Annotated in this window: 22 protein-coding genes and 1 pseudogene; 10 read left to right on the top strand and 13 right to left on the bottom strand. The window is 40.6% G+C overall.

Annotated elements, in window-relative coordinates; all coding sequences use genetic code 11:
• Window positions 1-555 (top strand): CHAT domain-containing protein (locus M595_RS02625; RefSeq protein ID WP_023064410.1); only part of this gene is annotated, 555 nt, incomplete at its 5' end.
• Between the two features lie 49 nt (window positions 556-604).
• Here the strand turns inward: M595_RS02625 and M595_RS02620 are convergent.
• Both M595_RS02620 and M595_RS02615 read right to left on the bottom strand, forming a co-directional pair.
• Complete coding sequence (locus M595_RS02620; RefSeq protein ID WP_023064339.1) at window positions 605-1306, bottom strand: Uma2 family endonuclease; 702 nt, start codon at window positions 1304-1306, stop codon at window positions 605-607.
• A 101-nt stretch (window positions 1307-1407) separates the two neighbouring features.
• Window positions 1408-2280, bottom strand: a complete 873-nt coding sequence (locus tag M595_RS02615) for an inositol monophosphatase family protein (protein ID WP_023064280.1) — start codon at window positions 2278-2280, stop codon at window positions 1408-1410.
• A gap of 240 nt (window positions 2281-2520) precedes the next feature.
• On the opposite strand from M595_RS02615, the gene M595_RS02610 reads away from it, so the two are divergent.
• Window positions 2521-2814: a hypothetical protein gene (locus M595_RS02610; protein ID WP_023064297.1), complete on the top strand. Its 294-nt coding sequence runs from the start codon at window positions 2521-2523 to the stop codon at window positions 2812-2814.
• 353 nt (window positions 2815-3167) lie between these two features.
• Window positions 3168-4625, top strand: a complete 1458-nt coding sequence (gene gatA / locus M595_RS02605) for an Asp-tRNA(Asn)/Glu-tRNA(Gln) amidotransferase subunit GatA (RefSeq protein ID WP_023064404.1) — start codon at window positions 3168-3170, stop codon at window positions 4623-4625.
• Window positions 4626-5002: 377 nt separating this feature from the next.
• On the opposite strand, the gene M595_RS02600 is transcribed toward gatA, so the two are convergent.
• The 3 genes from M595_RS02600 to M595_RS02590 all read right to left on the bottom strand — a co-directional run bounded on the left by M595_RS02600 (window position 5003) and on the right by M595_RS02590 (window position 8762).
• The gene (locus tag M595_RS02600) at window positions 5003-6871 is read right to left on the bottom strand and encodes an ABC-ATPase domain-containing protein (protein WP_023064300.1); all 1869 of its coding nucleotides are present in this window, start codon (window positions 6869-6871) and stop codon (window positions 5003-5005) included.
• A 241-nt stretch (window positions 6872-7112) separates the two neighbouring features.
• On the bottom strand, window positions 7113-8201 hold the full coding sequence (locus tag M595_RS02595) for a M28 family peptidase (protein WP_040483455.1): 1089 nt from the start codon (window positions 8199-8201) through the stop codon (window positions 7113-7115).
• 12 nt (window positions 8202-8213) lie between these two features.
• A complete protein-coding gene (locus tag M595_RS02590) occupies window positions 8214-8762 on the bottom strand; it encodes a hypothetical protein (protein WP_023064317.1) in 549 nt (182 codons plus the stop codon).
• Window positions 8763-9015: 253 nt separating this feature from the next.
• Between M595_RS02590 and M595_RS02585 the strand changes: the two genes are divergently transcribed.
• The gene (locus tag M595_RS02585; protein ID WP_023064377.1) at window positions 9016-9543 is read left to right on the top strand and encodes a zinc ribbon domain-containing protein; all 528 of its coding nucleotides are present in this window, start codon (window positions 9016-9018) and stop codon (window positions 9541-9543) included.
• A 16-nt stretch (window positions 9544-9559) separates the two neighbouring features.
• Here M595_RS02585 and M595_RS02580 read toward each other — a convergent pair whose 3' ends face one another.
• The 3 genes from M595_RS02580 to M595_RS02570 all read right to left on the bottom strand — a co-directional run bounded on the left by M595_RS02580 (window position 9560) and on the right by M595_RS02570 (window position 12509).
• Entirely contained in the window at window positions 9560-10435 is an 876-nt protein-coding gene (locus tag M595_RS02580) for an SPFH domain-containing protein (RefSeq protein WP_023064310.1), read from the bottom strand.
• Window positions 10436-10578: 143 nt separating this feature from the next.
• A complete protein-coding gene (locus M595_RS02575; RefSeq protein WP_023064396.1) occupies window positions 10579-11589 on the bottom strand; it encodes an NAD(P)-dependent alcohol dehydrogenase in 1011 nt (336 codons plus the stop codon).
• A gap of 107 nt (window positions 11590-11696) precedes the next feature.
• Window positions 11697-12509, bottom strand: a complete 813-nt coding sequence (locus M595_RS02570; RefSeq protein ID WP_023064371.1) for an SDR family NAD(P)-dependent oxidoreductase — start codon at window positions 12507-12509, stop codon at window positions 11697-11699.
• Between the two features lie 222 nt (window positions 12510-12731).
• Here M595_RS02570 and M595_RS02565 point away from each other — a divergent pair, with 222 nt between their 5' ends.
• From M595_RS02565 to M595_RS02555, 3 genes are all read left to right on the top strand, one after another.
• Window positions 12732-13652 (top strand): DMT family transporter, encoded by a 921-nt coding sequence (locus M595_RS02565; RefSeq protein ID WP_023064361.1) that lies wholly within the window; start codon window positions 12732-12734, stop codon window positions 13650-13652.
• Between the two features lie 198 nt (window positions 13653-13850).
• Window positions 13851-15446: an RNA-guided endonuclease InsQ/TnpB family protein gene (locus M595_RS02560; RefSeq protein WP_445974336.1), complete on the top strand. Its 1596-nt coding sequence runs from the start codon at window positions 13851-13853 to the stop codon at window positions 15444-15446.
• Between the two features lie 119 nt (window positions 15447-15565).
• Window positions 15566-17479, top strand: a complete 1914-nt coding sequence (locus M595_RS02555) for a thiamine pyrophosphate-binding protein (protein ID WP_023064426.1) — start codon at window positions 15566-15568, stop codon at window positions 17477-17479.
• Between the two features lie 105 nt (window positions 17480-17584).
• Here the strand turns inward: M595_RS02555 and M595_RS02550 are convergent, their stop codons facing one another.
• Window positions 17585-17965 carry a hypothetical protein gene (locus tag M595_RS02550; RefSeq protein ID WP_023064354.1) on the bottom strand — a complete coding sequence of 127 codons (381 nt, stop codon included), beginning with the start codon at window positions 17963-17965 and terminating at the stop codon, window positions 17585-17587.
• Between the two features lie 107 nt (window positions 17966-18072).
• On the bottom strand, window positions 18073-18261 hold the full coding sequence (locus tag M595_RS02545; RefSeq protein ID WP_238987010.1) for an element excision factor XisI family protein: 189 nt from the start codon (window positions 18259-18261) through the stop codon (window positions 18073-18075).
• A gap of 200 nt (window positions 18262-18461) precedes the next feature.
• On the opposite strand from M595_RS02545, the gene M595_RS32070 reads away from it, so the two are divergent.
• Window positions 18462-19598 carry an Ig-like domain-containing protein gene (locus M595_RS32070; protein ID WP_023064286.1) on the top strand — a complete coding sequence of 379 codons (1137 nt, stop codon included), beginning with the start codon at window positions 18462-18464 and terminating at the stop codon, window positions 19596-19598.
• A 315-nt stretch (window positions 19599-19913) separates the two neighbouring features.
• Here M595_RS32070 and M595_RS02535 read toward each other — a convergent pair.
• Both M595_RS02535 and M595_RS02530 read right to left on the bottom strand, forming a co-directional pair.
• A pseudogene (locus M595_RS02535) lies at window positions 19914-20244 on the bottom strand (XisI protein).
• Window positions 20232-20648 carry an element excision factor XisH family protein gene (locus M595_RS02530; RefSeq protein ID WP_023064340.1) on the bottom strand — a complete coding sequence of 139 codons (417 nt, stop codon included), beginning with the start codon at window positions 20646-20648 and terminating at the stop codon, window positions 20232-20234. Before M595_RS02530 ends, M595_RS02535 begins: the two are co-directional and overlap by 13 nt.
• A gap of 357 nt (window positions 20649-21005) precedes the next feature.
• Between M595_RS02530 and M595_RS02525 the strand changes: the two genes are divergently transcribed.
• Window positions 21006-21599 (top strand): hypothetical protein, encoded by a 594-nt coding sequence (locus M595_RS02525; RefSeq protein WP_023064379.1) that lies wholly within the window; start codon window positions 21006-21008, stop codon window positions 21597-21599.
• 186 nt (window positions 21600-21785) lie between these two features.
• Here M595_RS02525 and M595_RS02520 read toward each other — a convergent pair whose 3' ends face one another.
• Window positions 21786-23261, bottom strand: a complete 1476-nt coding sequence (locus tag M595_RS02520; RefSeq protein ID WP_023064420.1) for a DASH family cryptochrome — start codon at window positions 23259-23261, stop codon at window positions 21786-21788.
• A 293-nt stretch (window positions 23262-23554) separates the two neighbouring features.
• On the opposite strand from M595_RS02520, the gene M595_RS02515 reads away from it, so the two are divergent.
• Entirely contained in the window at window positions 23555-24004 is a 450-nt protein-coding gene (locus tag M595_RS02515) for a hypothetical protein (protein WP_023064281.1), read from the top strand.
• Window positions 24005-24024 lie beyond the last annotated feature (20 nt).

The raw sequence follows: 24024 nt of genomic DNA, 5'->3' as shown, positions 1-24024 counted from the left end.
AAAAATCTTCCCCGAGTTGAACCGGATAATTCTTTTGGTTTAATCTCGGAAAACACTCAACAAAATACCCCAATTCAAGAAAATCCTTTGCTGCGTTCCGGTTTGGCGTTGGCGGGTTTTAATCCCCGTGAAAGCGGTTTGGATGATGGGGTGTTAACGGCGTTGGAAGTGGCAAATTTAAAGCTAAGAGGCACAAAATTAGTCGTATTATCGGCTTGTGAAACGGGGTTGGGAGAAATAGAAAATGGTGAGGGGGTTTATGGGTTGAGGCGGGCGTTTGCGTTAGCGGGGGCGGAAAGTTTATTGATGAGTTTATGGACAGTTAGTGATGAAGGAACGAAGGAATTGATGATTAAATATTATCAACGGTTGTTGCAAAATCAAGGACGTTCGGAGGCGTGGCGTCAAACTCAGTTAGAGATGTTAAATTCTCAAGATTATCAACATCCTTATTATTGGGCGGCGTTTGTTCCCGTTGGGAGATTGGACAGCGATGGAACGTTAAAATATTATTTGATTGGTCAACTACATTACCCCGAAACCCCTAATTATTAATTGCTATTAAGTGTACCCAGAAAGTTGATTTATATTTTATATTTTTAGATTATAAGCTATCAGGATCAATATTTAACTCTCGGAGTTTAGCGGCTAGTTTTTCTGTTTGTTGTCGTTCGAGTTCGAGTTTTTGTTGTGTAGTTTGGGCTGTTTCTTCGGGTGTGGGAACTAATGTGCCTTCGGGAGTAAAAAATCTCAATTTATGTTCATAAATTCCGATAAAAAGTTGTAGCTGTTGACTCCAAAGCCATCCCTGTTCGTTGGGGTGAATGTCTTGATATTTGCCATCAACTAAATGAAAACCCTGAAATTCTAGGGTGTCTGGAGAAAACCAAAAATAGTCGGGAGTGCGGAATATTTCTTGATATATTTGTTTCTTTTCGGTACGATCTACTTTTGCAGTTGAATTGGATAAGAGTTCTATAATAACATGAGGATATTTTCCGTCTTCTTCCCAAACAACCCAACTTTTTCGGGGTTTACGTTCGGTGTTCAAGACTACAAAAAAATCAGGCCCTCGGAAGTATTCAGATTTCTTTTGATTCGGACTATAATAAATGGTAAGATTGCCAAAAGCATAAAAATCTTGACGATCTTTCCAGAGATATTCAAGGGTTTGAATGAGCAATAAAAGTTGACGCAGATGTAATTCACTTTCCAAAGGTAACTCCTGACTTTCTAAGTCACTTGGGGGATATTCTATTTCTACCCATTCTTGTTGAGAACGTTCTAAGTCTTTAGCTATGGTCATAGTATTATTCAATTCTATATTTTTAGCCTATTCCTGTATTTTTTATCATAGCATATGAATGAAATATCAGGGCGCAAGAGTTACGCCCTCAAGGTGTTTAATTAAGCTTTTTTTAGGGTTTTTGCTGCTGCTAATAAATGTTGATGAACAGACTCCGAAGCCGCAACGATTAAACCGGGGCGACTGTAATTTTCACAGGTGTTTAAAGGAGGGGGAACGCTTCCGTCGTGGGTGGTAACAATACATCCGGCTTCTTGGGCTAAAAATGCCAATGCAGCCCCATCGATAAATTTACCCGCCCGAATTACTGTTCCAGAAACACAACCGCTTAAAATTCCGTTATGGTTGGGAATTTGTGCATCGGAACTGTAGTCATTTCCCACATCAATAACATCATAATTTTTCTGGAGTAAAGGTTTAAATTCACTCATTCCCCATCCTAGTAAAATTATCGGTTCTGTTGACTCTAGTTTCACCGAAACACAAGCGTCTAAGTTGTCTTCGAGAGAACCTGTAAATGTTCCTTCACCTCGTAGTGCATAATAATAGGTGTTTAAAGCGGGAGAAATCGCTAATACAGCTTCAAATTCATCGCTGTTGAGAACGGTGAGAATAATTTGATAGTTGTTGTGTCCGTCTAAATAAAACTTTGTGCCATCAATGGGGTCTAGAGTAACTAAATAATCCCCTTTTTCTCCCAGTTCAATACTGCGAAAATATTTTGTATTTCCTGACTGTTCATGTTCTTCGCCATAAAAACGAATATTCGGAAATGTTCCTAAAAGTGCGACTTCAACTAAAGTTTGAATAGACAAGTCAGCGTCGGTTAAGGCTTCGGCGAAGAAGTTATCTCCGTCTTTGTTTGGAAGGGCGCGAATAAGAGGCTGAAGTTGACACGCATAACCCGCAGCGACTCGCAGATAGGGAAGTAGTGTTTCTAAAATTTGGCGAGGGGTTGGGGTTGGGTGAGACATAGTTTTGGAGAAAAGATGGAGTTCAACTTGATTTTAAGCATCTTCTTTTCGTTCTGACAAGTGGAAATAGAGGAGTTTAGGCGTTAAAAATCTTTTAAAACTCTTTAGACCCTTCGTTTCACTCAGGGTGACAGAGAAAAAGAATCTAGTAGAATGAAGTTCAGAAATTGTGACTTTTAGGAGTTCATAAGTTGACAAAAATAAGATAGAATAGCGATAAAATTATTTTGTTAATCTCTCGTGAAATTTCTGACAACTCTCTTACTTTTGTTATTGCTTTCATTAACGTTTTCTCAACCCGCACAAGCCGCTATGTGTCGCACGGTTAATGAAAATAAAATTTGCATTCTGAGTATTAAGCGCAGTGCTAAATATCATTGGGAATATCGAGCATCTGTGAGTATTAATGGTCAGAAAAAACCAATGGAGATTTACAATTGTCGCAGACAGACTAAAATTGATCGGTCGGGAAAGACAAAACGGTTTGAGAAAAATGGAGCGGGTGAATTGATTTGTCGTTTGTTGGATCAATAAGTTAAGCTTAGATGAGTTTTAAGCATTTATTCTGCATTCTGATCTGGATTAATTTTAAATGATATTTGTTAAACTGGGTAATATAGCGATGTGTTTGATTGGTCAACTCCATTACCCCAAAACTCCAATTTTGTGGGCTAAGATGGATTAATTGTTTACAAACCATTCCGGATTGCTATAGATGTTGTAGAATGTTGTTAATTTTCCAGCAACAGACTTTGAAACGAGAGGATTCGGCAAAAAATAGATCAAGTCATTGATCACAATCCCTCTCAAAAATAGATTCACAGGAAAATGATCTCGTAATTTTGGTAAACTCTGATCGATAGAAACTAACACAAAGAGGATAAGGAATGGCGTCCATCTGCGAGTTGCACCAACAACTGGTTAACAAGGAACGCTCGGCTGTAGAAATCGTCCAAGAGGCGTTAAATCGTATCGAGCAGCTAGACTCAAAATTAAACAGCTTTTTATGTGTAACAGCAGATCGAGCGTTGCAGCAAGCCCGACAAGTGGATGCTAAAATTGCCGCAGGAGAAGAAATCGGCTTGCTGGCGGGGATTCCGATTGGCATCAAAGATAACCTCTGCACGCAGGGAATCACGACCACTTGTGCATCTAAAATTTTACAGAACTTTGTACCCCCCTACGAGTCTACCGTTACGCAAAAGCTGGCGGATGCGGGTGCAATTATGGTCGGGAAGACGAACTTAGATGAATTTGCGATGGGGAGTTCCACCGAAAATTCGGCCTATAAAGTGACTGCAAATCCTTGGGATGTACAACGGGTTCCGGGTGGTTCTTCAGGCGGTTCGGCGGCGGCGGTAGCGGCGGATGAATGCGTTGTAGCGTTGGGTTCTGATACGGGCGGTTCTATCCGTCAACCCGCTTCTTTTTGTGGCATTGTGGGGATGAAACCGACTTATGGGTTGGTGTCTCGCTACGGTTTGGTGGCTTATGCGTCTTCTTTGGATCAGATTGGCCCTCTAGCCCGAACGGTTGAAGATGCAGCGATTTTATTACAAGCGATCGCCGGTTATGATGTTAAAGATGCGACAAGTCTAAATGTTCAAATCCCGAATTATCTAGCCGCTCTCAAACCCACTCTCAAACCCAAAAGTCGCGTCAAAATTGGGATTATCAAAGAAACTTTTGGAGAAGGGTTAGACCCTATTGTTGAACAAGCGGTTACGAAGGCAATAGAAATATTGCAAGAATTAGGCGCCGAAATTCAAGTTATTTCTTGTCCGCGTTTTCGTTATGGTTTGCCCACTTATTATATTATTGCACCGTCGGAAGCTTCTGCAAACTTGGCTCGTTATGATGGGGTGAAATACGGTTTTCGCAGTCCGGATGCAGAAAATTTGATTGATATGTACTGCCAAACCCGTGCAGAAGGATTTGGGGCGGAAGTTAAACGCCGAATTATGGTGGGAACCTATACCCTGTCGGCGGGATATTATGATGCTTATTATCTCAAAGCTCAAAAAGTCCGAACCTTGATTAAACAAGACTTTGAACGAGCGCTTTCTCAGGTAGAAGTGTTGGTTTGTCCGACTGCTCCGACAACGGCTTTTAAAGCAGGAGAAAAAACGGCTGATCCCTTAAGTATGTATTTGTCTGATTTAATGACAATTCCGGTGAATTTAGCGGGTTTACCTGCACTCAGTATTCCGTGTGGGTTTGATGAACAAGGACTTCCAATTGGGATGCAGTTAATTGGGAAAGTGTTAGGAGAAGCTCGACTGCTGGAAGTAGCTTATGCTTATGAACAGGCGACAGCTTGGCATATACGCAAACCTCAGCTTTAGTCAATCAGAAATCACTCTATTGGGTGATGTCATGTGGTCTGAGAATCAGTAAAATTGACAGTATATCCAAAACATGATGGCGACCTAAAAATAGCTTGGATGCCTAAACTTGGCTCTGAGCTATTTTTTTGTAGTATACTGCTTTTATTCAAGATAAAGTCGAGTATGAACACTCTAAATCAACAATTACATTCTATAGCAGTATGTTCTTTGATGAGGACAGATAGATTGGGTTGAAAGGCAATCTTGCTATAGTAGAATTTCCTCAGCTTTATGCGTAGCACTATATTCTTTGAGCGAGCATCAATTCTCTATCTAAATATTGCTGTTTAGTGTTTGATAGAGACGTTGGATAAAACGCCTCTATATTTTAACGTTTAGGAATCTTCCTCCGCCCTCGTCACCTGTAAAGATTCAACTTCTTGTACAGATTTCACTTCTAATGTTCGGACTCGATTAATCGCTGCTGCGAGTTCAAATCGTCGAAACATGGCTAAATCTCCTTGAGGAAAAGGGGTAATGACATCTAATCCTTTTTCGGTAATATCCGCCATAATTTGAGCTAAAATTTGAGGGAGTGTATGTTCACCATTAATATACTTTTTTCTAGCATAAACCATTGCGGCTGCGATCGCCCGTAATTGATCTTTAGAAACAAGCTGTTCAACCCCAGATAAATCAACATCTTCTGTTCCAAATGTGACTTCATCCACATCTCGAACTTTCACCCGGACATCTCGCCGTCCGCGACTCGGATCTAAACTTTCAGTAATCGGAATACGGGGTCGAATTTGACCAAACTTTTCACCGCCTTCTGTTGTCCGACCTGTTGTATATTCTGCGGCGATTTCTTTGGCTTTTTCGGTTAATTCTTGGGGTTGAAAATTATCCATTGCAATAACTGTATCCGCCACATCAAAATAATCTCCACTTCCCCCCATCACTAAAATTGTAGACACGCCATAATCAGTATAAAGTTGGCGAACTTTATCAATAAATGGGGTAATGGGTTCTTGTTCTTTAGCAATTAAGGCTTGCATTCGGCGATCGCGAATCATAAAATTAGTTGCAGCCGTATCTTCATCCACTAATAAAACCGGAGAAACATCAGAATTAACCGAGTCATTTTCGGGCGGAACTAAAACCTCTAAAGCTTCCATAATATTAGCCGCTTGTGAGGTACTTCCACTCGCATTTTTAGTTGAAAAATCAAGAGTAGATCGTCCTTGAGGTAATTGATTAATAAAAGGCGAAATATCAACACCCGCAACGCTACGACCATCTTCAGCCCGAATTTTAACAGCATCTGGACTGGTCGTGACAAATTCTCGTCCGTCTGCAAAAATATGATTATAAACGCCCAATTCTATCGCGTTCAGTAAGGTCGATTTACCGTGATATCCACCCCCAACAATCAGAGTAATGCCTTTGGGAATTCCTAACCCTTTAATTGCTCCAAAGTTAGGACGATTAAATTCAACTTCTAGAGATTCGGGAGATGTAAACGGTACAACATCAGTTTCTAAAGGTCGCTGATCAACCCCACTGCGTCGCGGTAGTATTGCCCCATTGGGAATAAATGCAACTAACCCTTTTTCTGCGAGTTGTTGACGTAGCCAGTCGGCATCTTCTACCGTCTCAACATGACGTTTACAGCGATCCGGATCGAGATTTTTATATTTAAGAGAACGTTCAACAATTAGGGGAATATCATCACAAATCATTGCGGCGGCTTGTCGTCCTAAAATTTGCCGTCCTCGGGCGGGAAGTCCAACAAAAAATCGCATTTCAACGCCTTTTTCTTGAGTTGAAGGCTTCGGTTTAGCTCGCTGAAAGACGGGGTTAACACCGATAGATTTAGGTTGAGGAGGAGCGACATAAATCAAGCTGGCTGAGGTGCGTTCTAACACCTCTTGTCCCATTTTAGTAATCGCAATCATCCCACTTTTTCCCGTTCCTCGGCGGCTACTAATCTCTCGACTATTGCGATCAAATTGACGAGTTAGGTAGTCTCGTAAAGCAATTTCTCGAATCCGGTTTTCGTAAATTTCTGGGGGAAATTCTGCAATATTTGGTGATATATGAACTCGAAACTTACTCGGAGCAGCAAAAGGATCACCTTGAACGTAATCAATAATCAGAGTAAAGTCTTCAAACTCATAAGTACCGAGAATATCTTTATAGGCTTTATAACCTCGGTTATCTAGGTCAAGTAATTTTTGGCGGAGGTCTTCTTTTGTGTTCATAAATCAGATCTCAATGAGTGTATGATTAATTGTTTCTATCCGGGAGAGTTTTACTGTGAGTTGAATCTTCACCCCACTTGCCAATTTGCCGAATCAGAAAGCCAAAGAGAGAGCCTACCTTTTGAGTGAATAAACTCATTATATCAGAGACTTTTCAGTTTCTATCAGGGGGTTTAGGGGTTCATTGTTCGGGTGAACTGTCAAAGGTTGAATCTTGTTCCAATCTTGTCCCCTATTTTATTTAATTTTCTAATAACTGAGTGACAACATTCACAAGAACTTGAGCTGAACCCATGAGAAATTCTGGGTCAAGATTCGCCAGAGTATCTGTCGGTTGATGATAGTGAGGAGAACGTAAATTCGCGGTATCTGTTACTAATACAGCCGCTATATTTTGATACCAAAAGGGGGCATGATCACTGCGTAAAACGTCGGGCGTGAGTATACCTTTCAAGGGGATTGGCAAGGGGAGAATGGGCGGTAAAGTCTGATTAGATAAGTTAGAGGGTAGCTGCTGAAATGATTCTAATAAGTCTCGATGTTGAATTTCTCCCACGACGACTAAAAACTCACCTTTATTGCCAGGAGTGATACCATTTACTTCTAATAAAGGCTGAACATTTAACCCGGTCGGATAGTGTTGACAGCCTTCAACTCGACAAGCATAACCAACCATATCAAGGATAATAACATGACGTAAAGTTTGTAAGTTTTCGGGACGACTGGTAAAGGCAAAACTTCCAAATAGTCCGAGTTCTTCTTGATCAAAAAATACAATTTCTAAGGAAGTTGCTGTCGGTGTTGAACCGAATAACCGAGCGATTTCTAATATAACTGCAATTCCGCTGGCATTATCATCAGCGCCGGGTGAGTTAACCACGGTATCATAATGAGCGCCAATTAATAGAGTGGCAGCATTGGGATCATCAGTTGCTCTTTTCGCAACAATATTAATCCCTTCTTCAAACGGTTGCAAGTCAAGAGAAAATCCAAATTTTTGGAGTTGTTTGATTAAATAATGACGAGTATATTCACGATGGTTTTCTGTATATCGTTCTCCGACGAGATTTTCTAGATGACTCCAAATTTGATCCTGGTTAATTTCTGTGTTCGGCTGTGGGTTAGAGACTTTAATTTCAGAGGGTAAAGGGGTTTTAATCGGCTTTTGAGAGTTGACAAAATCTGCGGTTTTTGAAATCCTATTAAAAGCCGGGGAAATTTTAGTATTTTCGGAGGTGAATTGAAACTCTAAAAGTGTTGTTTTACCCGGCAAAATAACGATGAGAATACCTATAATTAAGCACAAGGCGACGAGTCTTTGATTAGTCATTTTAATTGACGATCAATCTTCCTCAAAATCAATCTCTTTATTGATCACTTGTAATCCATTTTCAGTCTGTTTGACTTGAGGAATGGTTGTGATGGGATCAAAATAAGCCAGTTGAGGTTTGTCGGGAAGCCAATCCTCAAAACGAGGTTTAAAATTGTGAGCAATTTGCCAAAATGTCTGAATTTCTTGTTCCAAACGTTGAGCGAATTGATTAATAATTTTTGCTTGTTCACCCAGTTTTGGCCAAATTTCTTTAGCCTGTAATTCATACAGTTTGGCTTGTTTAACTGCGAGTTTGGCTTGAGTTTTTTTGACTCTTAAACCTGTTGCTTTTATCTCTCGCTCAAGTTCAGGTAAATGGACTGACCATTGAGCCAATTGAGTTTGACAGGCTTGAGAAAATTCGGCTTGAGCTTCTGGTGAGTTGTCTTTTGGAAACAGAAGTATTGCTTGAAAAGAGGAACGTTTGGCGCACAAAGTATTATACTCCGCTTGGATTTCATCAACTTGTGCTTTGATCTCGTTCCATTCTGATTGAAGCTGTTCAATAACTTGACTCATGGTTTAATCGCTCGTTAAAACAGAGGCATTGTTTGAGTTTACCAAAAACTGTACCTTTAGATCATCATAATTTTGGGTGATCTCTGACCTGATTTTGGGTGACGGAAGTTAACGATACAATAGAAAATTGAGTTGAATGATTTTTGGTTTTAGTGTTGACTAAAGTTATAACGCAATCATTAAGAAATTGTGATTACCGCTAACCTCACTTTACTATAATTAAGTTAGATGTCAAGTTAAAGCGGGGGTAAATATGGCTTATCTATGTGAACTGAGTCCCAGTCAAAAAGTCTACTTAGATATTCAAGCAAACCAAACCGTTGTCACGACAGTCAGCAGCAGTCCCGGACAACAACAGCAGTCCAGTAGCAGTTTTACGACGGGAAGTTGGACTTCTCCTCCTCGGGTTTATCGTAATAATGCCGGAATTACAATTGAGATTGAAACAGCACAGGGAAAACACTATATTAATGTGCAGGGAAATAGCATGGGAGTGATCGATCATGCACCTTCGATGAGTCCGTCTGAGATGCTACAACTCCAACAAGTTTCCAGCATTCCCAAGAGTACAATGTCTCCAATGAAACCGATGGAACCGATGAAAATGGAGAATATGCAGATGAATATGAAACCGATGGAAATGCGAATGGGAAATATGGAAATGCAAATAAACTCTCCTGAAAACCCTGCTTCTCAAGTTAAACGTTTTTGTAGTCAATGTGGAGCTTCTATTCAATCAGAAGACCGTTTTTGTTCGAGTTGTGGTCATCGTCTAGACTAATCAATTGAGCGACTCTTTAGCTTGCACTATTACCGATATTGTCATCGGGTTTTTTGCTCATCTCAGGCTTGACTATTTTTAACTTTCTAGAACCTGAACCCCCTCTTGGCCCAGTTTCAAGATCATCCTCCATCAAGTTTCCGATTGCTTCGTTAAGTTCTCCAGGATTCATAAAGATAATCTTGGAGTTATTACTCGCACTTAATTTATGATGTGCTTCCACATATTGTTTAGCAATCATATATTGAATAAACTCTCGACTATTGGGGGAAATTTGTAGAGAATTAGAGAGAATTTCTATTGATTGTGCTTCACTGCGAGCAATACTAATCTCCGCCCGTTTTTTGTTTTCTGCTGCTTTTTCTTGCTCCATTGATTTCATAATCGCCGCCGGAGGTGTAACACTTTGGAGGTTAACTCGAATCACTTTAATTCCCCAATTTCCTGTCGCTTCGTCTAAAGTTTTCAGGAGTAAATCATTAATTTCATTAATTGAGGAAAACAGTTCTCTCATCTCAATTGTGGCAATTTTTGCCCGCAGCGTAGTCAAAACTAAGTTAGAAATAGAATCTTCAACTTGTTCAACCTCATAGTATGATTTCTCGATATCTTCGATTTTCCAAAAAACAACAGCATCAACGGTTAAGGGAGTATTATCCCCGGTAATCACTTCCTGGGGTTTAATATCGATAAACCGTTCCCGAGTGGTATCGTAGTGAACAATCTTTTCTAAGAACGGGAGAATATAACGAACTCCAGGTTTGAGGGTGCGATGACGGCCATTTAAGCCTTCGACAATGGCTTGATCTCCGCCACTGACGACTTTAATGGAGGAATTAAACACAACCCCAATCACTAATGCAGCAAAGAAGCTGAGTAAATATTGAGCCATAATGATGATGTAATGTCGAGTACCAAGTTCAAGAATAGGTCTATAGTAGCACCGTTTCTTCTCAACAGAGCAATGCCCTATAGACCGATTGACTGTTCCGTTAAACCAAAGGCTTTGTTCAGTCCTCTTTTCTTAACTCAACTTCACAACTGATGACTCAAAACCGCCCGATAACGAACTTGATTATTTCTCACTTTTTCCATGGCTTCGTTTACTTTTTCCATCGGGAAAATTTCGACAATGGGTTCAATTTGATAACGTTCAGCCACCGATAACATCTCCTGCATCATCGCCCGTCCCCCGATGACAGACCCTAAAATTCGGCGACGCTTCATGAGTAAGGGAAAACCCGGAATACTCAACGGGGCGTCGGGTACCCCAACCAGAGTTAAGGTGCCATCGGAGTCAAGAAAATCGATGTAGGACGCCCAGTCGATGGACGCCGGAACGGTACTTAATAGGATATTTAACGGTTGAGATGGGGCGGAAGGGGGTTGATTTTTTTCGACAATTACGGTTTCATTTGCACCGAGTTCATGGGCGAATTCAGCTTTATCTTTTGACGTGGTAAAAACAGTTACTCGGTTGCCCAATTTACTGGCAAATTGTACGGCGAGATGACCTAAACCACCGACTCCAATCACTCCAATTTCTAATCCTGAACCCATTCCCGCATATCGTAAGGCTGAATAAACGGTAATTCCGCCACAGAGTAAAGGCCCTGCAACATTGGTTTTAATACCATCAGGAATTGCAAAGGCAAAGCGAGAATCTACTTCTAAATAATCAGCAAATCCTCCGGGTCCTGTAGCAATTAATGCTTGCATTTCATCGCAGAGATTTTCCGAACCCCGCAAACAATCTCGACAGGATAAACAAGATGTTCGTTGCCAACCAATACCCACGCGATCGCCAACTTTGATATGATTCACTTGGGAACCGATTTCGATGACTTCTCCGATGACTTCATGACCGGGAATAATCGGATAGTTGCTCATTTCCCAGTCGTTATCAACCATGTGTAGATCGGAGTGACAAATCCCACAAGATAAAACTTTAATGATACATTGAAAGTTCTGGGGAGATGGGGCTTCATAACTGTAAGGTTCGAGTTCTGCACCGGAAGTTTTAGCAGCTAATCCTTGAATTTTCATAGATTTTTTTAGGTCGATATAGACACTTTTTTTGCGCTGTTCGCGCTCTTATTTGTTGTTGGACTTTAGTCCGTTTTCTTGCGCCAAAGCACCCCAACGAACTGAGTTTATTTTTGCTGATTTTGGGCTTGACTCATTATCAACTGCATTAACCCTGGAAACAACCGATAGGCTTCTGTTGCTATCGATGTCAACCCGACAACGGTTTCAGATTTTTTCTGATTCACCGCTTCCCAAATCGCCTTAGCAATATCTTCAGGTTGACTCACAAAAGAAGATTCTAACACGGTTTGCATTTGTTGGCGACGGTTCTCAACTTCGCTGTCATTTTCGCCGCGAAATTGCGCTCTTTCCATGAAGTTACTGTTAATAACACCGGGATGAACGGCACAGACATTAATGCCTTTTGGAGAGAGTTCTAAGCGTAGAGTTTCTGTGAGTCCAGTCACCGCATATTTACTCGCACAATAAGCAGTCATATCCGGTAAAGGCATTTTCCCCCCGAAAGAACCAACGTTAACAATTGTTCCTTTTTTACGTTCGAGAAAATGGGGTAAAAGGGCGTTAATAGTATACACATAACCCCAGAAATTAGTATTCATTAATTGTTGCCAATCTTCTAAGGTTGTTTTTGCCATAGAACCCGTTAAACAAATTCCGGCATTATTCACTAAAACCTCAATATTTCCGTAAACCTCTAAGGCTTTTTCAACTAACTCTTGAACCTGTTGAACCTCTCCGACATCAGTCGGAATTGCTAAGACTGAACCACCCAGACTTCGCACTTCGCTAGCTGCTGCTTCTAAGCGCTCTAAATTGCGGGCAGTTAACACCACATTATAACCTTTTTTAGCAAAGAGTAAAGCAGTTGCTTTCCCACTTCCTTGAGACGCGCCAGTAATTAAAACGGTAGAAACCATGAGTTATCTAAAATTGTCAAAGGGTTAACTGTAAACGGTTAGAAAAATAAATTCTGTATCGCTATGATAATCTTAATAATCTGAAAACTCAATCCTCACAAAGATAGAATTTTCAACAGTTCACTGTTTCTGTTTATCTTTCTAATCAATAATTGATTCTTATGCAACAATTGAGAACGTTTTTTCTGTTCCCTGTTCCCTGTTCCCTATTCCCTTCTTATTATGCAACAATCTAATTCAACTTCGTCCTGGTTAGTGGGTTTTGTGGTGTTTCTTGGGGTAATTGGTGTTTCGACAGGTGCAATTTTAGTCCGTTTAGCAACAGCAACCGCCGAGGTTAATAGTGTAGGATTTAGTTTGGTGATGTCGGCTTCTCGGTTAACGTTTGCGGCGTTACTTTTGGTTCCGACTTGGCAAAAAATCACTTGGCGATCGCTACAACCGGGAGCCTTATTTTATGCAGCAATAGCCGGGGTTTGTTTAGCGTTACATTTTGCCACCTGGATCACCTCTTTATCTTATACCTCAATCGCCGCATCGACAACATTAGTCACAACGAGTCCCGTTTGGGTAGCAATATTATCAGCAATTTGGTTAAAAGAAAAACCGTCAAAATTAACAATATTGGGGATAATTATTGCTTTAACCGGAGGAATTATGATTGCGTTAGGAGACGGAAATACAACAGACGTGAGTCCAAATCCAACGTTAGGAAATAGTTTAGCTTTAATCGGGGCTTGGGCAATTAGTTTTTATCTAATTTTCGGACGAGAAGCCCAACAACGAGGCTTTAAAATCGGGGGTTATGTAGCCGTTGCTTATACCGTTGCCGCAGTAATATTATTACCTTTACCCTTTTTATTCGGAACAAATTATAGCGGCTATCCGAATTTAGTGTATGTTTATCTAATCTTAATGGCAATTTTACCGCAACTCGTCGGACATACCAGTTTTAGTTGGGCGGTTAACCGGACTTCTCCGACTTTAGTGATGTTAGCGATATTATTTGAACCGGTGGGGGCGAGTTGTATGGGGTATGTGTTTTTTGGAGAAATCCCCTCAGTTGTGGTGTTAGGGGGTGCTATTGTGATTTTAACTGGAGTGGCGATCGCCGTATTAGGTACAAAATCCAATAGTATTTAATCTGAAAATAACGCTACACTTCTAGTGGCAGCAGTTCACTACCCCTTCGAGGAAATGCCAAACTTTTACTTAGAGGGAATGTGAACAAATGTAAAATTGCTGACATACGCTTATGTACGCTAACGTGAGATATGAGCTGAGTTCCTCTCCGAAAAGCAGTAGAAAGAACAGGTCTACACCCAAACACACTCAGGAAGTATGCAACCGAAGGTCGAATTGACTCCATTAGAAATGCAGCAAATCAGCGTCTATGTGACGTTGACAGCTTCATTAGGGAGTCAAAACCTAAGACCGACTATCAGATCTGTTATTGCCGAGTTAGAGCAGCGAAATAGCGAGACGACCTGGATAGACAAGTTGCTTACATGGTGTCCCTCTTCCCCCAAGCAGAAATCATCAAAGACATTGGTTCCGGACTCAACTTTAAGCGAAAAGGTCTTAGAACCTTACTGGAACGACTTATGCCAGGGGACCAGTTCACGCTTATTGTTGCCTGTCGGGACAGACTTGTTCGCTTCGGGTTCGAGCTTATTGAATGGATGGTCGAACATAACGGTGGAAAAATCGTGGTTCAAGGGTAAACTGTTCACTGCCCCGAAAGCGAACTCACCGCAGATCTTCTCTCCATTATTCATGGCGACCGTTGCCGAATGCACGGACTTAGAAAATACGGGCAAAAGATCAAGGAAGATCCGGATTTACCTAACGGCATCTCAAAGAAATCTCGTTAGACAGTGGTTTGGAGTGTCAAGACTTGTTTTTAACACTACTGTTAAATACCTCCAAGAACCTGATACTAAGGCAAATTGGAAGGCAATTAAAACAGGTATTTTGAATTCATTGCCAGAGTATGTCGCGTCAGTACCTTACCAAATTAAATCAATAGCGGTTAAGGATGCCTGCAAAGCAATCAGCAATGCCAAAACAAAATACAAAAAAACAGGCGAAATCCAGAAAGTAAGATTTCGCTCCCGCAAGAATCCTTACCAGTCTTGCTATATTCCCAAATCTGCGGTTAAATATCTGGGAATATACCACACAATTTTAGGTCAGTTAAGCTATGCAGAAAAACTGCCGAAAAGCTTTGGGGATTGTAGATTAGTGTGTGCTTACGGGCAGCATTATTTATGCGTTCCTGAAGACGTGACTACTGAAAAAGCCGAGAACCAAGGCAGGGTAGTTGCGTTAGATCCGGGGATTAGAACTTTTTTGACTTTTTTCTCAGAAAACTCAGTGGGAAAAATTGGTCAAGGTGATTTTTCTCGGATTCAACGTCTCTGTCACCATCTAGATCATTTGATTTCTAGGTTGACTAAAGCCGATGCCAAACGAAGACAACGAATGAAGAAAGCTGCATCAAGAATGCGACTAAAAATCCGTTCTTTAATTGATGAACTTCATCATAAAGCTGCAAGATTCTTGGTTGATCATTTTGATGTGATTCTTCTGCCTACTTTTAAAACTTCACAGATGGCTCTCAAGTCAACTCGAAAGATTAGATCAAATTCAGTACGAAATCTGTTGTCGTTTGCCCACTATCGATTTAAACAATTTCTTAAGCATAAAGCTTGTGAAACTGGGAAATTAGTCCTGGATGTTTGTGAAGCTTACACCAGCAAAACAGTTAGCTGGACTGGAGAAGTTGTCAACGTAGGTGGTGCTAAATTAATCAAATCTAAAATAGACGGCTTAGTGATGGACAGAGATGTAAATGGCGCACGGGGTATTTTTCTTCGTGCTTTGGTAGATACACCCTGGATGCAACAGCATCTTGCATTTGTTAGCAAATGTTAGCAAAAAGGTATCGGTTGGCAGATGTCACCCAACTCTATACCCTTTAACTAAAGTCGATTGCTGCTGGAAATTGCTTAAGTCGATGAATTAACGCTTACTCAACATTTAAACAATTACCGATGACTGCTACTCAAGTTAGTTTTCCGATTGACCTCGGGGCCTACAAACCCCTTTCACTCGATCCCGCTAATTCTACCCTGACAGACGAACAGCGAGAAACCCTCAAAGCCAACATCCAACTCTGTCGCGATACCATTGTCTTCTTCACCGCTACAGGTGCAGCTAGAGGCGTAGGCGGTCATACAGGCGGCCCCTATGATACTGTACCAGAAGTGATGATCCTCGATGCCTTATTCCGAGGCGCGGCTGACAAATTTGTACCGATTTTCTTTGATGAAGCCGGACACCGAGTTGCAACTCAATACTTAATGGCGACCCTAGCAGGTGAACTTCCGGCAGAGAAACTCCTGCATTACCGTTTCGCTAATTCAGCCCTACCCGGACACCCTGAACTCGGACTCACGCCTGGCGTAAAATTTAGTTCCGGTCGCTTGGGTCATATGTGGCCCTACGTTAACGGTGTAGCGTTGGCAAATTCGGGTAAAACAGTTTTCTGTTTGGGTTCAGACGGTTCACAACAGGAAGGAGACGATGCCGAAGCCGCCCGTTTAGCCGTTTCTCAACAGCTTAATGTTAAACTCCTGATTGACGATAACGATGTCACAATTGCCGGACATCCTTCTGATTATATGCCCGGTTTCAGCGTTGCCCAAACTTTAGCCGGTCACGGACTGAAAATTTTAGAAGGAAATGGCGAAGATATTGATGATTTGTACCGTCGAATTTGTGAAGCGGTAAATACTGATGGCCCGGTTGCGGTGGTGAATAAACGTCCGATGGCGGTGGGAATAGAGGGGATAGAAGGGTCTGAACATGGTCACGATGTGATTCCCCTCGATAAAGCAATTACATACCTCGAAGCCAAGGGTAAAACGGCTGCGGTAGACTATCTCAAGAGTATTGAGAAGCCGAAGAATACCTACACTTTCATGGGTTCGAGTGATAAAGTGGGGTCAAACCGGAATGTGTTTGGCGAAGCAGTGGTTTCGGTTTTGCAAGGCATGAGTGATGCAGAACGCAAAGAAAAAGTCATGTGTATTGACAGTGACTTAGAAGGATCTTGTGGTTTGAAAGCCATCGGTCAAGCGTTCCCGGATATTTATATTAAAGCCGGAATCATGGAACGAGGCAACCTCTCGGCAGCCGCAGGCTTCGGGATGGAAAAAGGCAAACAGGGAATTTTCGCAACGTTCAGCGCCTTTTTAGAAATGTGTATTTCTGAAATTACGATGGCACGGTTGAATAATTCTAACCTGCTTTGTCATTTTTCCCACTCCGGTATTGATGACATGGCCGATAATACTTGTCACTTCGGTTTGAATAATATGTTCGCCGATAATGGCTTGGATGATGGCTATGAAACGCGGTTATATTTCCCCGCAGATGCTAACCAAATGAAGGCTTGTGTTGAGTCAGTTTTTTCTGATCCGGGGTTGCGGTTTATTTTCTCAACTCGTTCAAAAGTGCCTTATATTCTCAATACTGATGGCAGTAATTTCTTCGGCGACGGATACAAGTTTGTTCCGGGGAAAGATGAAGTCATCCGCGAAGGTACAGCCGGATATATTATTAGTTTTGGGGCGGCTTTGTATCGTTCTCTTGATGCGGTTGAACGTCTCAAACAAGAAGGAATTGATGTCGGTTTAATTAATAAAGCGACGTTGAATGTTGTTGATGAAGACATGATGGCAAAAGTCGGTCAGTCTCCAATGGTGATCGTCTCAGAAGCGTTTAACCGTCGGACTGGACTGGGTAGCCGTTTCGGAACTTGGTTGTTAGAACGGGGTTTTTCTCCGAAGTTTGCCAGCTTAGGAACTCATCACGAAGGTTGTGGCGGGTTGTGGGAACAATTCCCCCATCAAGGTATTGATCCCGATGGTATTATCAACAAGGTTAAACAGTTAGCCAAGTAAAACGGTTTAAACAGTATGAGTAGGGGTGCAAGGCTTGCACCCTTAATTTTTTAATTTTTTATTCAGACTTAAAGTTATCCTTTGACCTTCTACTTTCTGCTAAAATTAGTCATCATAACTAAAATTTAGACTCACCATTTCGTTAGAATTTCCCCGACGACAAAAGACAACATTGTTATTACGATTTTCTTTAAAACAAGAAACTTGCTGTTCAAACCCTCTAAAATTATTCTGATAACGACCCGGATCAATACCCAGTTTACCTCGAAATTCTCCCCAACTCACATCGACAACCTCTTCACCCCCACAAATCATTTCAACTTCGCCTCTTTCGATATCTACATCTCCGAGATCGACTTCCACTTCTGCATCTTCTATTTCCAAAATGCGACAGGCTTCTAGTTTATTCTCTCCACAAGCAGCTAAAATAGCGACAAGTGGGATCGCCAGAGTGAAAATTCCGATTGATCTAATGGGTTTTAACACGATAGTCTCAATTTAATTTGATCTTATCTGATTAACTACATGATAGTTTGAGCAAACTACGGAAAGTTTAGTGCTGATTATGTTTAAGTAATTCTCCTATTGAGAGGTTACGTCAACGCAAACCCCGTATAAGGTCTAACATCAGGAAGATGAAACCCTAAAACAATGCGATCTTTAGGAATTCCAGCTTCTACTAATTCCGGTGTAATTCCATCTTCGGTATCATCCCGTTGAACCCAAATTTTACCCTCAATAATATCCAAGTGAAAAACAACTATGTAGTCGTTTGACTCCATTTCATCCCAGAGTTACCAATAAATAGCTGTCTGCTTGAGGATCATAAACCAGTTTACATTAGATCTTGTCATCAGAGTAAAATTGAGTGAAATATAAAGCTTTTGTAAAATTGTTGTCTTTTTATTGACATACAAGAAAAAGTTGATTTCAATAGGTGTTGTAAACAAAGTAGAGCCAGTAGGCAACCAATAAAAAAAGAATGGCAACAGTTATCAATTTTGATGAGTTAGCACCCAGCACAGTCGTCAGCACCCAATATTCTGGAGTAACATTTTCAACCGATAATGGGTCTGTTCAAACACTTAATATTGCAGCTGCGTTCGGAACCTCTCAACCCAACCTTATCAGTACATTCGATGCAGGTGGCTCGTTCAATGCAAACAAAACCCTTGATGTTAGTTTTGATTCACCCGTTAATGATTTTTCGTTTTTCACGATTGGCGATAATATCAATGGTGCTGCTGCACTCATTGATGTTTATACCGCTGATGGATTGACAACGGTTGACCTGATCACTGATGGTAACCAATCTACGCCAGACCTGGTTGATTTATCGTCATTCACAAACATTACCCGCATTAATATTAATACTGTCACAGACCAGGGTGGGATTGGTTATGATGACTTTGCGTTTGAGTTTGCACCACTCAACATTGCACCAGTTGCTGTTGATGATAGTGTAACTGCTGCTCAAGGAACTGCCAAGACAATCCTCGCCGCCGACTTACTCGCCAACGACACCGACGAAGATGGCGACCCTCTCACCCTGACCGAAGTGAGTAATCCCCTCAACGGTACTGTTGCCTTGGATGCCAATGGGGATGTGGTGTTTACTCCTGCCTCCGGATTTAGCGGTACTGCCAGTTTTGAGTATACCGTTTCCGATGGCACTGACACAGATATTGGTTCTGTGACGGTAGCAGTGGGTAATAACTTCTTTGGTGGTAATGGTAAAGATACTCTGACTGGGACTGCGGGTAATGATTTCATGTCCGGCGGTAACGGTGCAGACGAACTCTATGGCGGTGCAGGTGATGATACTCTCGGGGGTGACGGTAGCGATAACGGCCCAGATATCCTCGATGGCGGTCTTGGCAACGACATCTTAACGGGTGGTTTGGGACCGGATGTATTTGTCTTGGCTGCGGGTAACGGTACTGATACCATTACCGACTTCCAAAATCCTGATGATATTGGGTTAGCGGGTGGCTTGAGTTTCAGTGATTTAAGCTTCTCGGGTAATCAGATTATTCTGACTTCAACTTCAGAGGTGTTAGCAACTTTAGTTGGTGTGGATGCAACAAGTTTAACAGCAAGTGACTTTGCAAGTGTTTAAGCGGTTACGAACAGAGAAGCTCACCCATAAAGTGAACTTTCATTGAGGAAAATCGAGTTACAAAGAAGCCCGATTTAATTATCTAAGAATTAGGATAAAACGATGGGTTTGGCTCTCCCGGATGCAAGATGTAAAAAGTATTAATCGATACATCTTTGGAAAATAACAAAAGCTGAAAATCTTGATCAGACTAGATTATAATCTTGCGTTATCACCACAAATACGGCAGAGCCAATTTCTAGGCATTTTAGGATAATATGTCCGGAAGAATCGTTTTATCCTACAATTCTCCCAAGCGATTCTCCTATTGAGAGGTTACGCCAATGCAAACCCCGTATGGGGTCTAACATCAGGAAGATGAAACCCTAAAACAATGCGATCTTTAGGAATTCCAGCTTCTACTAATTCCGGTGTAATTCCATCTTCGGTATCATCCCGTTGAACCCAAATTTTACCCTCAATAATATCCAAGTGAAAAACAACTATGTAGTCGTTTGACTCCATTTCATCCCAAACTAATAATTAAATAACTATCTATTTCGGAGTCAACAACTAATTTATATTCAACCTCATCATGGGTGTAAAATTTTGCATTTGCAGCTAAAACTTGTTTAATGATTTGTCTATCCTGGTTTAAGGTATCCATCGGACAATCACCTCTTTTTTGGGTTCAAAAATTAATAAATTTAGGTTTTCGGTTTCGATTAAAAGTTGACCTATGGGTTCTTCAAAAGTAGATTGATAAGTTGTTTCACGCACAGCTAGATACAATCCACGATTCGGTTCTGTTTTACGAAGAACAGCACGATACATCACAAACTGTCCAACTGCATTTCGCAAATCTTCAACATCAGAATAACCGATAAAGCTTTTGATTTCAACGGCTATTTTTTGATCTTCTAGTTCGGCGGCGAGTAGCTGTTTTGCACCTAAGTATACATACATATCCTTAGTTCCCCATCTCAGATGCAAGGGATCGTGAGTAATTGTCCAATTCTCTTTAATTAAGGCATTTTTAACCGCATCGTGATAGAGATCTAAAGCTGGCATAATTCTCTAGAACAGCAATCAATATCTACTATTATACCTGATTTATTCAAGTTGGGAAAGTCCCAATTTTCGAGCTACTTCTATAGAAGCAACCGGATAAACGGTTTCTGTGGGAGTTATTAAATCCCTCTAATCTCCCCCACAAATAAATTGATATTGTTCGCGAACAAACTCATAAATATATTCAATTTTAAGACTCCATTCTTGAGTAGATTTTTGTAAGATTTCGCCTTCTTGATATCACGACTAATATATCAAATCATAAAAATTCTGTTTTAGTAAAATCCGCACCTCCTAATTTCAGAAATATTTTGCGAAGAAGCTGTTGTCATCAATACAGAGTTACAGCTTAGAAAGATGAATTTAAAGGAAATTGTTAAAAAAGCAATTCGGAAAGAACTTGACGGAACTTCTGAGAATTGGGTAAGATTTTCGAGACTCGCATTAATATTACGTCGTGATGGAATTAAGATCAAAGCAGGGTACTTTGACAAAAATCCAGATTTTCGCATTTACAGAACCGAAAATATTAATGTATTTTATGTTACGCTACCTGACAAATTACCTCAAAATAACACAAAACATCCTCCCATCAGAAAAAGAGTATCTCAATCTAGAAAGGTTATTTCCAAAGCGGTTAATAAACCTCCTCAACCAAAGCTTACTCCAGATCAAATTAATTCCCCAGAAAGTTTAGAACAGGCTTTTTTAGACATTCTCATCTGTTTAACTGAAAATCAACTCAATCATTTTATTCAACCAGAAATCTTCGGCAATCAATTTTATTACATCTATCAGAAACCCATTCGACAAGTGATAAAAGAATTTTTTCCCAATAAAAAGCTGAAAAATGTATTAAATGAAAGCTCATTATTCTTAGTTCGAGAGTCGTCTAAAGACTCAAATAAATGGGAAGTCGCGATCGCCAAACTTGTCAAGCAGGTGTTCTAGAAACCATGAATTATTTGTTAACAGGAGTGGTTCAAAAACTATACAGCAAGGGTTTTAGGGATTGATCTTCATCCTATTTTTAGGAAAGTTCAGGGTGTAAGCAAGAGGGCGCAAGCCTTACACCCCGACAAAGTTGTATTTTGTTGTATTCTATCGAGTTAAAAAATCCTAAATGAGTTGCTATTGCTAAAAACGTTTAGCTTTCGATAAAGCCGCCTCATAGCTTTTTTTATTGCTTTGAACAGACTTCATCAAATCAACAACAGGGTTAGGATAATCCACCCCTAATTGAACACCAAACCGCTTTTGTTCAACGGGTTGTAACATCCAAGGTTCGTGAACTTTTGACGCAGGTAAAGCCGCTAATTCTGGCAACCAATGCTTAACATAATCACCATTGGAGTCATAATCTTTAGCCTGTTTAGGAATATTAAAATACCGAAATCCTCGTGCATCATTTCCGACTCCTGCGGTATAGTTCCAGTTTCCCCAATTACTACAAACATCATAATCAACTAACAGCGACTCGAACCATTCCGCCCCCATTTTCCAATTTATTCCCAAATTTTTAGTCAGAAAACTGGCTACATTTTGGCGCCCTCGGTTTGACATAAAACCTGTTGCTGCAAGTTCGCGCATATTCGCATCAACCAGGGGAAAACCAGTGGTTCCTGTACGCCACTTTTCAAACCGTTCCCAGTCTTCTTTCCAAGGAATTGGAACCCCTTGTAACCCGGACAGACGGAAGATTTTATTGCCATGTTTCAGACAAATAAACCGAAAATAATCCCGCCACAGCAACTCAAATACTAACCAATAAGTTGAGTCATTTTTAACCCGTTGTTCTTCGTAATCCTGTACCTGATCATAAATAAAACGAGGTGATAAACATCCCAATGCTAACCACGGAGAGAATTTAGAGGAATAATTTGCCCCCAACATTCCATTCCGGGTTTGTTTATAGTCTTTTAAACAATCTTGTTCCCAAATATAATCCGTTAACCTTGCAATTCCGGCTGTTTCTCCGCCTTGAAATTTTAAAACTGATCGTTGATCAAACGGGGGAGTTTCTAAGCCTAGCTCTTGCAATGTTGGCAATTCTCCCAATTCAATTTTTGGTAAACTGGGTAAACGCTGAGGTGTGGGAAATGAGGCATAAATTGTGCCATTTTTCTCGACTTGTTTGCGAAATTGAGTGAAAACCTCTGGAAGTTGGTTAGCTGCAAAAGGTAAATCATCAATATCATAAAGAGTTGCTCCCCAATAGGATTTTAACGCTACGTCTAAAGGTTTTAACGCTTTTTTTAGTGCGGTTTCAACCGCCAATTCTTCTGAGGTAACTTCCCGATAATAGTAGACTTCATCAATCTCTAATTGTTTAACGATTTCAGGAATAACAACTTCGGGGAAATCATAACGAACGATTAAATCACTTCCTAATTTTCTCAGAGAGTTGCGTAAATCTGTGACGCTTTCCAGTAAAAATTGTGCGCGAAATACTCCCGTTTTTGGGAAACCAAAGGAGGTTTTTCCAAATTGTCGGGGGTCAAAACAGTAAACGGGAATGATCTCTGCTTGCGCTTTCACTGCTAAATGTAGCGGTTCATGGTCATGGACTCGTAAGTCGTTACGATACCAGATGAGAACTCGTTTATCACTCATTTTTGCTCAACCTCAATTAACCTCGTTACAAATCTTAACAAGTTTTTCAGGATTTGACTATTTGAGCCTGTTCAGTGTTATCTTAGTTACTAAATCCTGTCAAAAATTATACAGATTGCATAAAAAATAAATATCAAAACTCCGTAATTTATGAAATATGATTGATATAGAAATAATTCAGAATATTCAAAAACTTAGGGGCGCTCTTGCTTCCACCTGAAACCTTTACTCAAAATTTATCCCTTTTCTTCCGCTATAATTTAATTTGAGGATAAATCCAATCTGAGAAAACTATGAGTCTTCAAATCTTTGACTTCGTTATATACGGAAAAGATGATCAGCCAAAGCTGATTGTGGAAGTTAAAATAAAACAAGAACCCACTTTGAATTGGGCGGCTCAAATCCACGCTATGTATGGTTTTGGTCTGTTAAATTCACCCTTTTTTCTCCTAGCTCTTCCCCAAGTTTTTTATCTTTGGAAAAATCCTGAAAAATTTTCAGATAATCTGATAGAGCCAACTTACAGAATTGATCCTAAACCCCTTTTGAAACCTTATTTTGATAAATCGGGTGTCTCTCCCAATGAAATTAGTGGTTCAAGCTTTGAACTGATTATGTTTTTCTGGTTAAATGAGGTCTTATTGGGAATAACAAAAGAAAATGAAGTGAATTTTAAAAATCAAGACTGGCTGTTTGATTCCGGATTGGTTGATGCAATTCGAGGTGGAGAGGTTAAGGCTTAGGTTGATATTTTGGTTGGATA

It is taken from the genome of Lyngbya aestuarii BL J (assembly GCF_000478195.2).
Taxonomy (GTDB): Bacteria; Cyanobacteriota; Cyanobacteriia; order Cyanobacteriales; family Microcoleaceae; genus Capilliphycus; species Capilliphycus aestuarii.
This window is presented reverse-complemented; position numbering and strand designations above follow the sequence as displayed.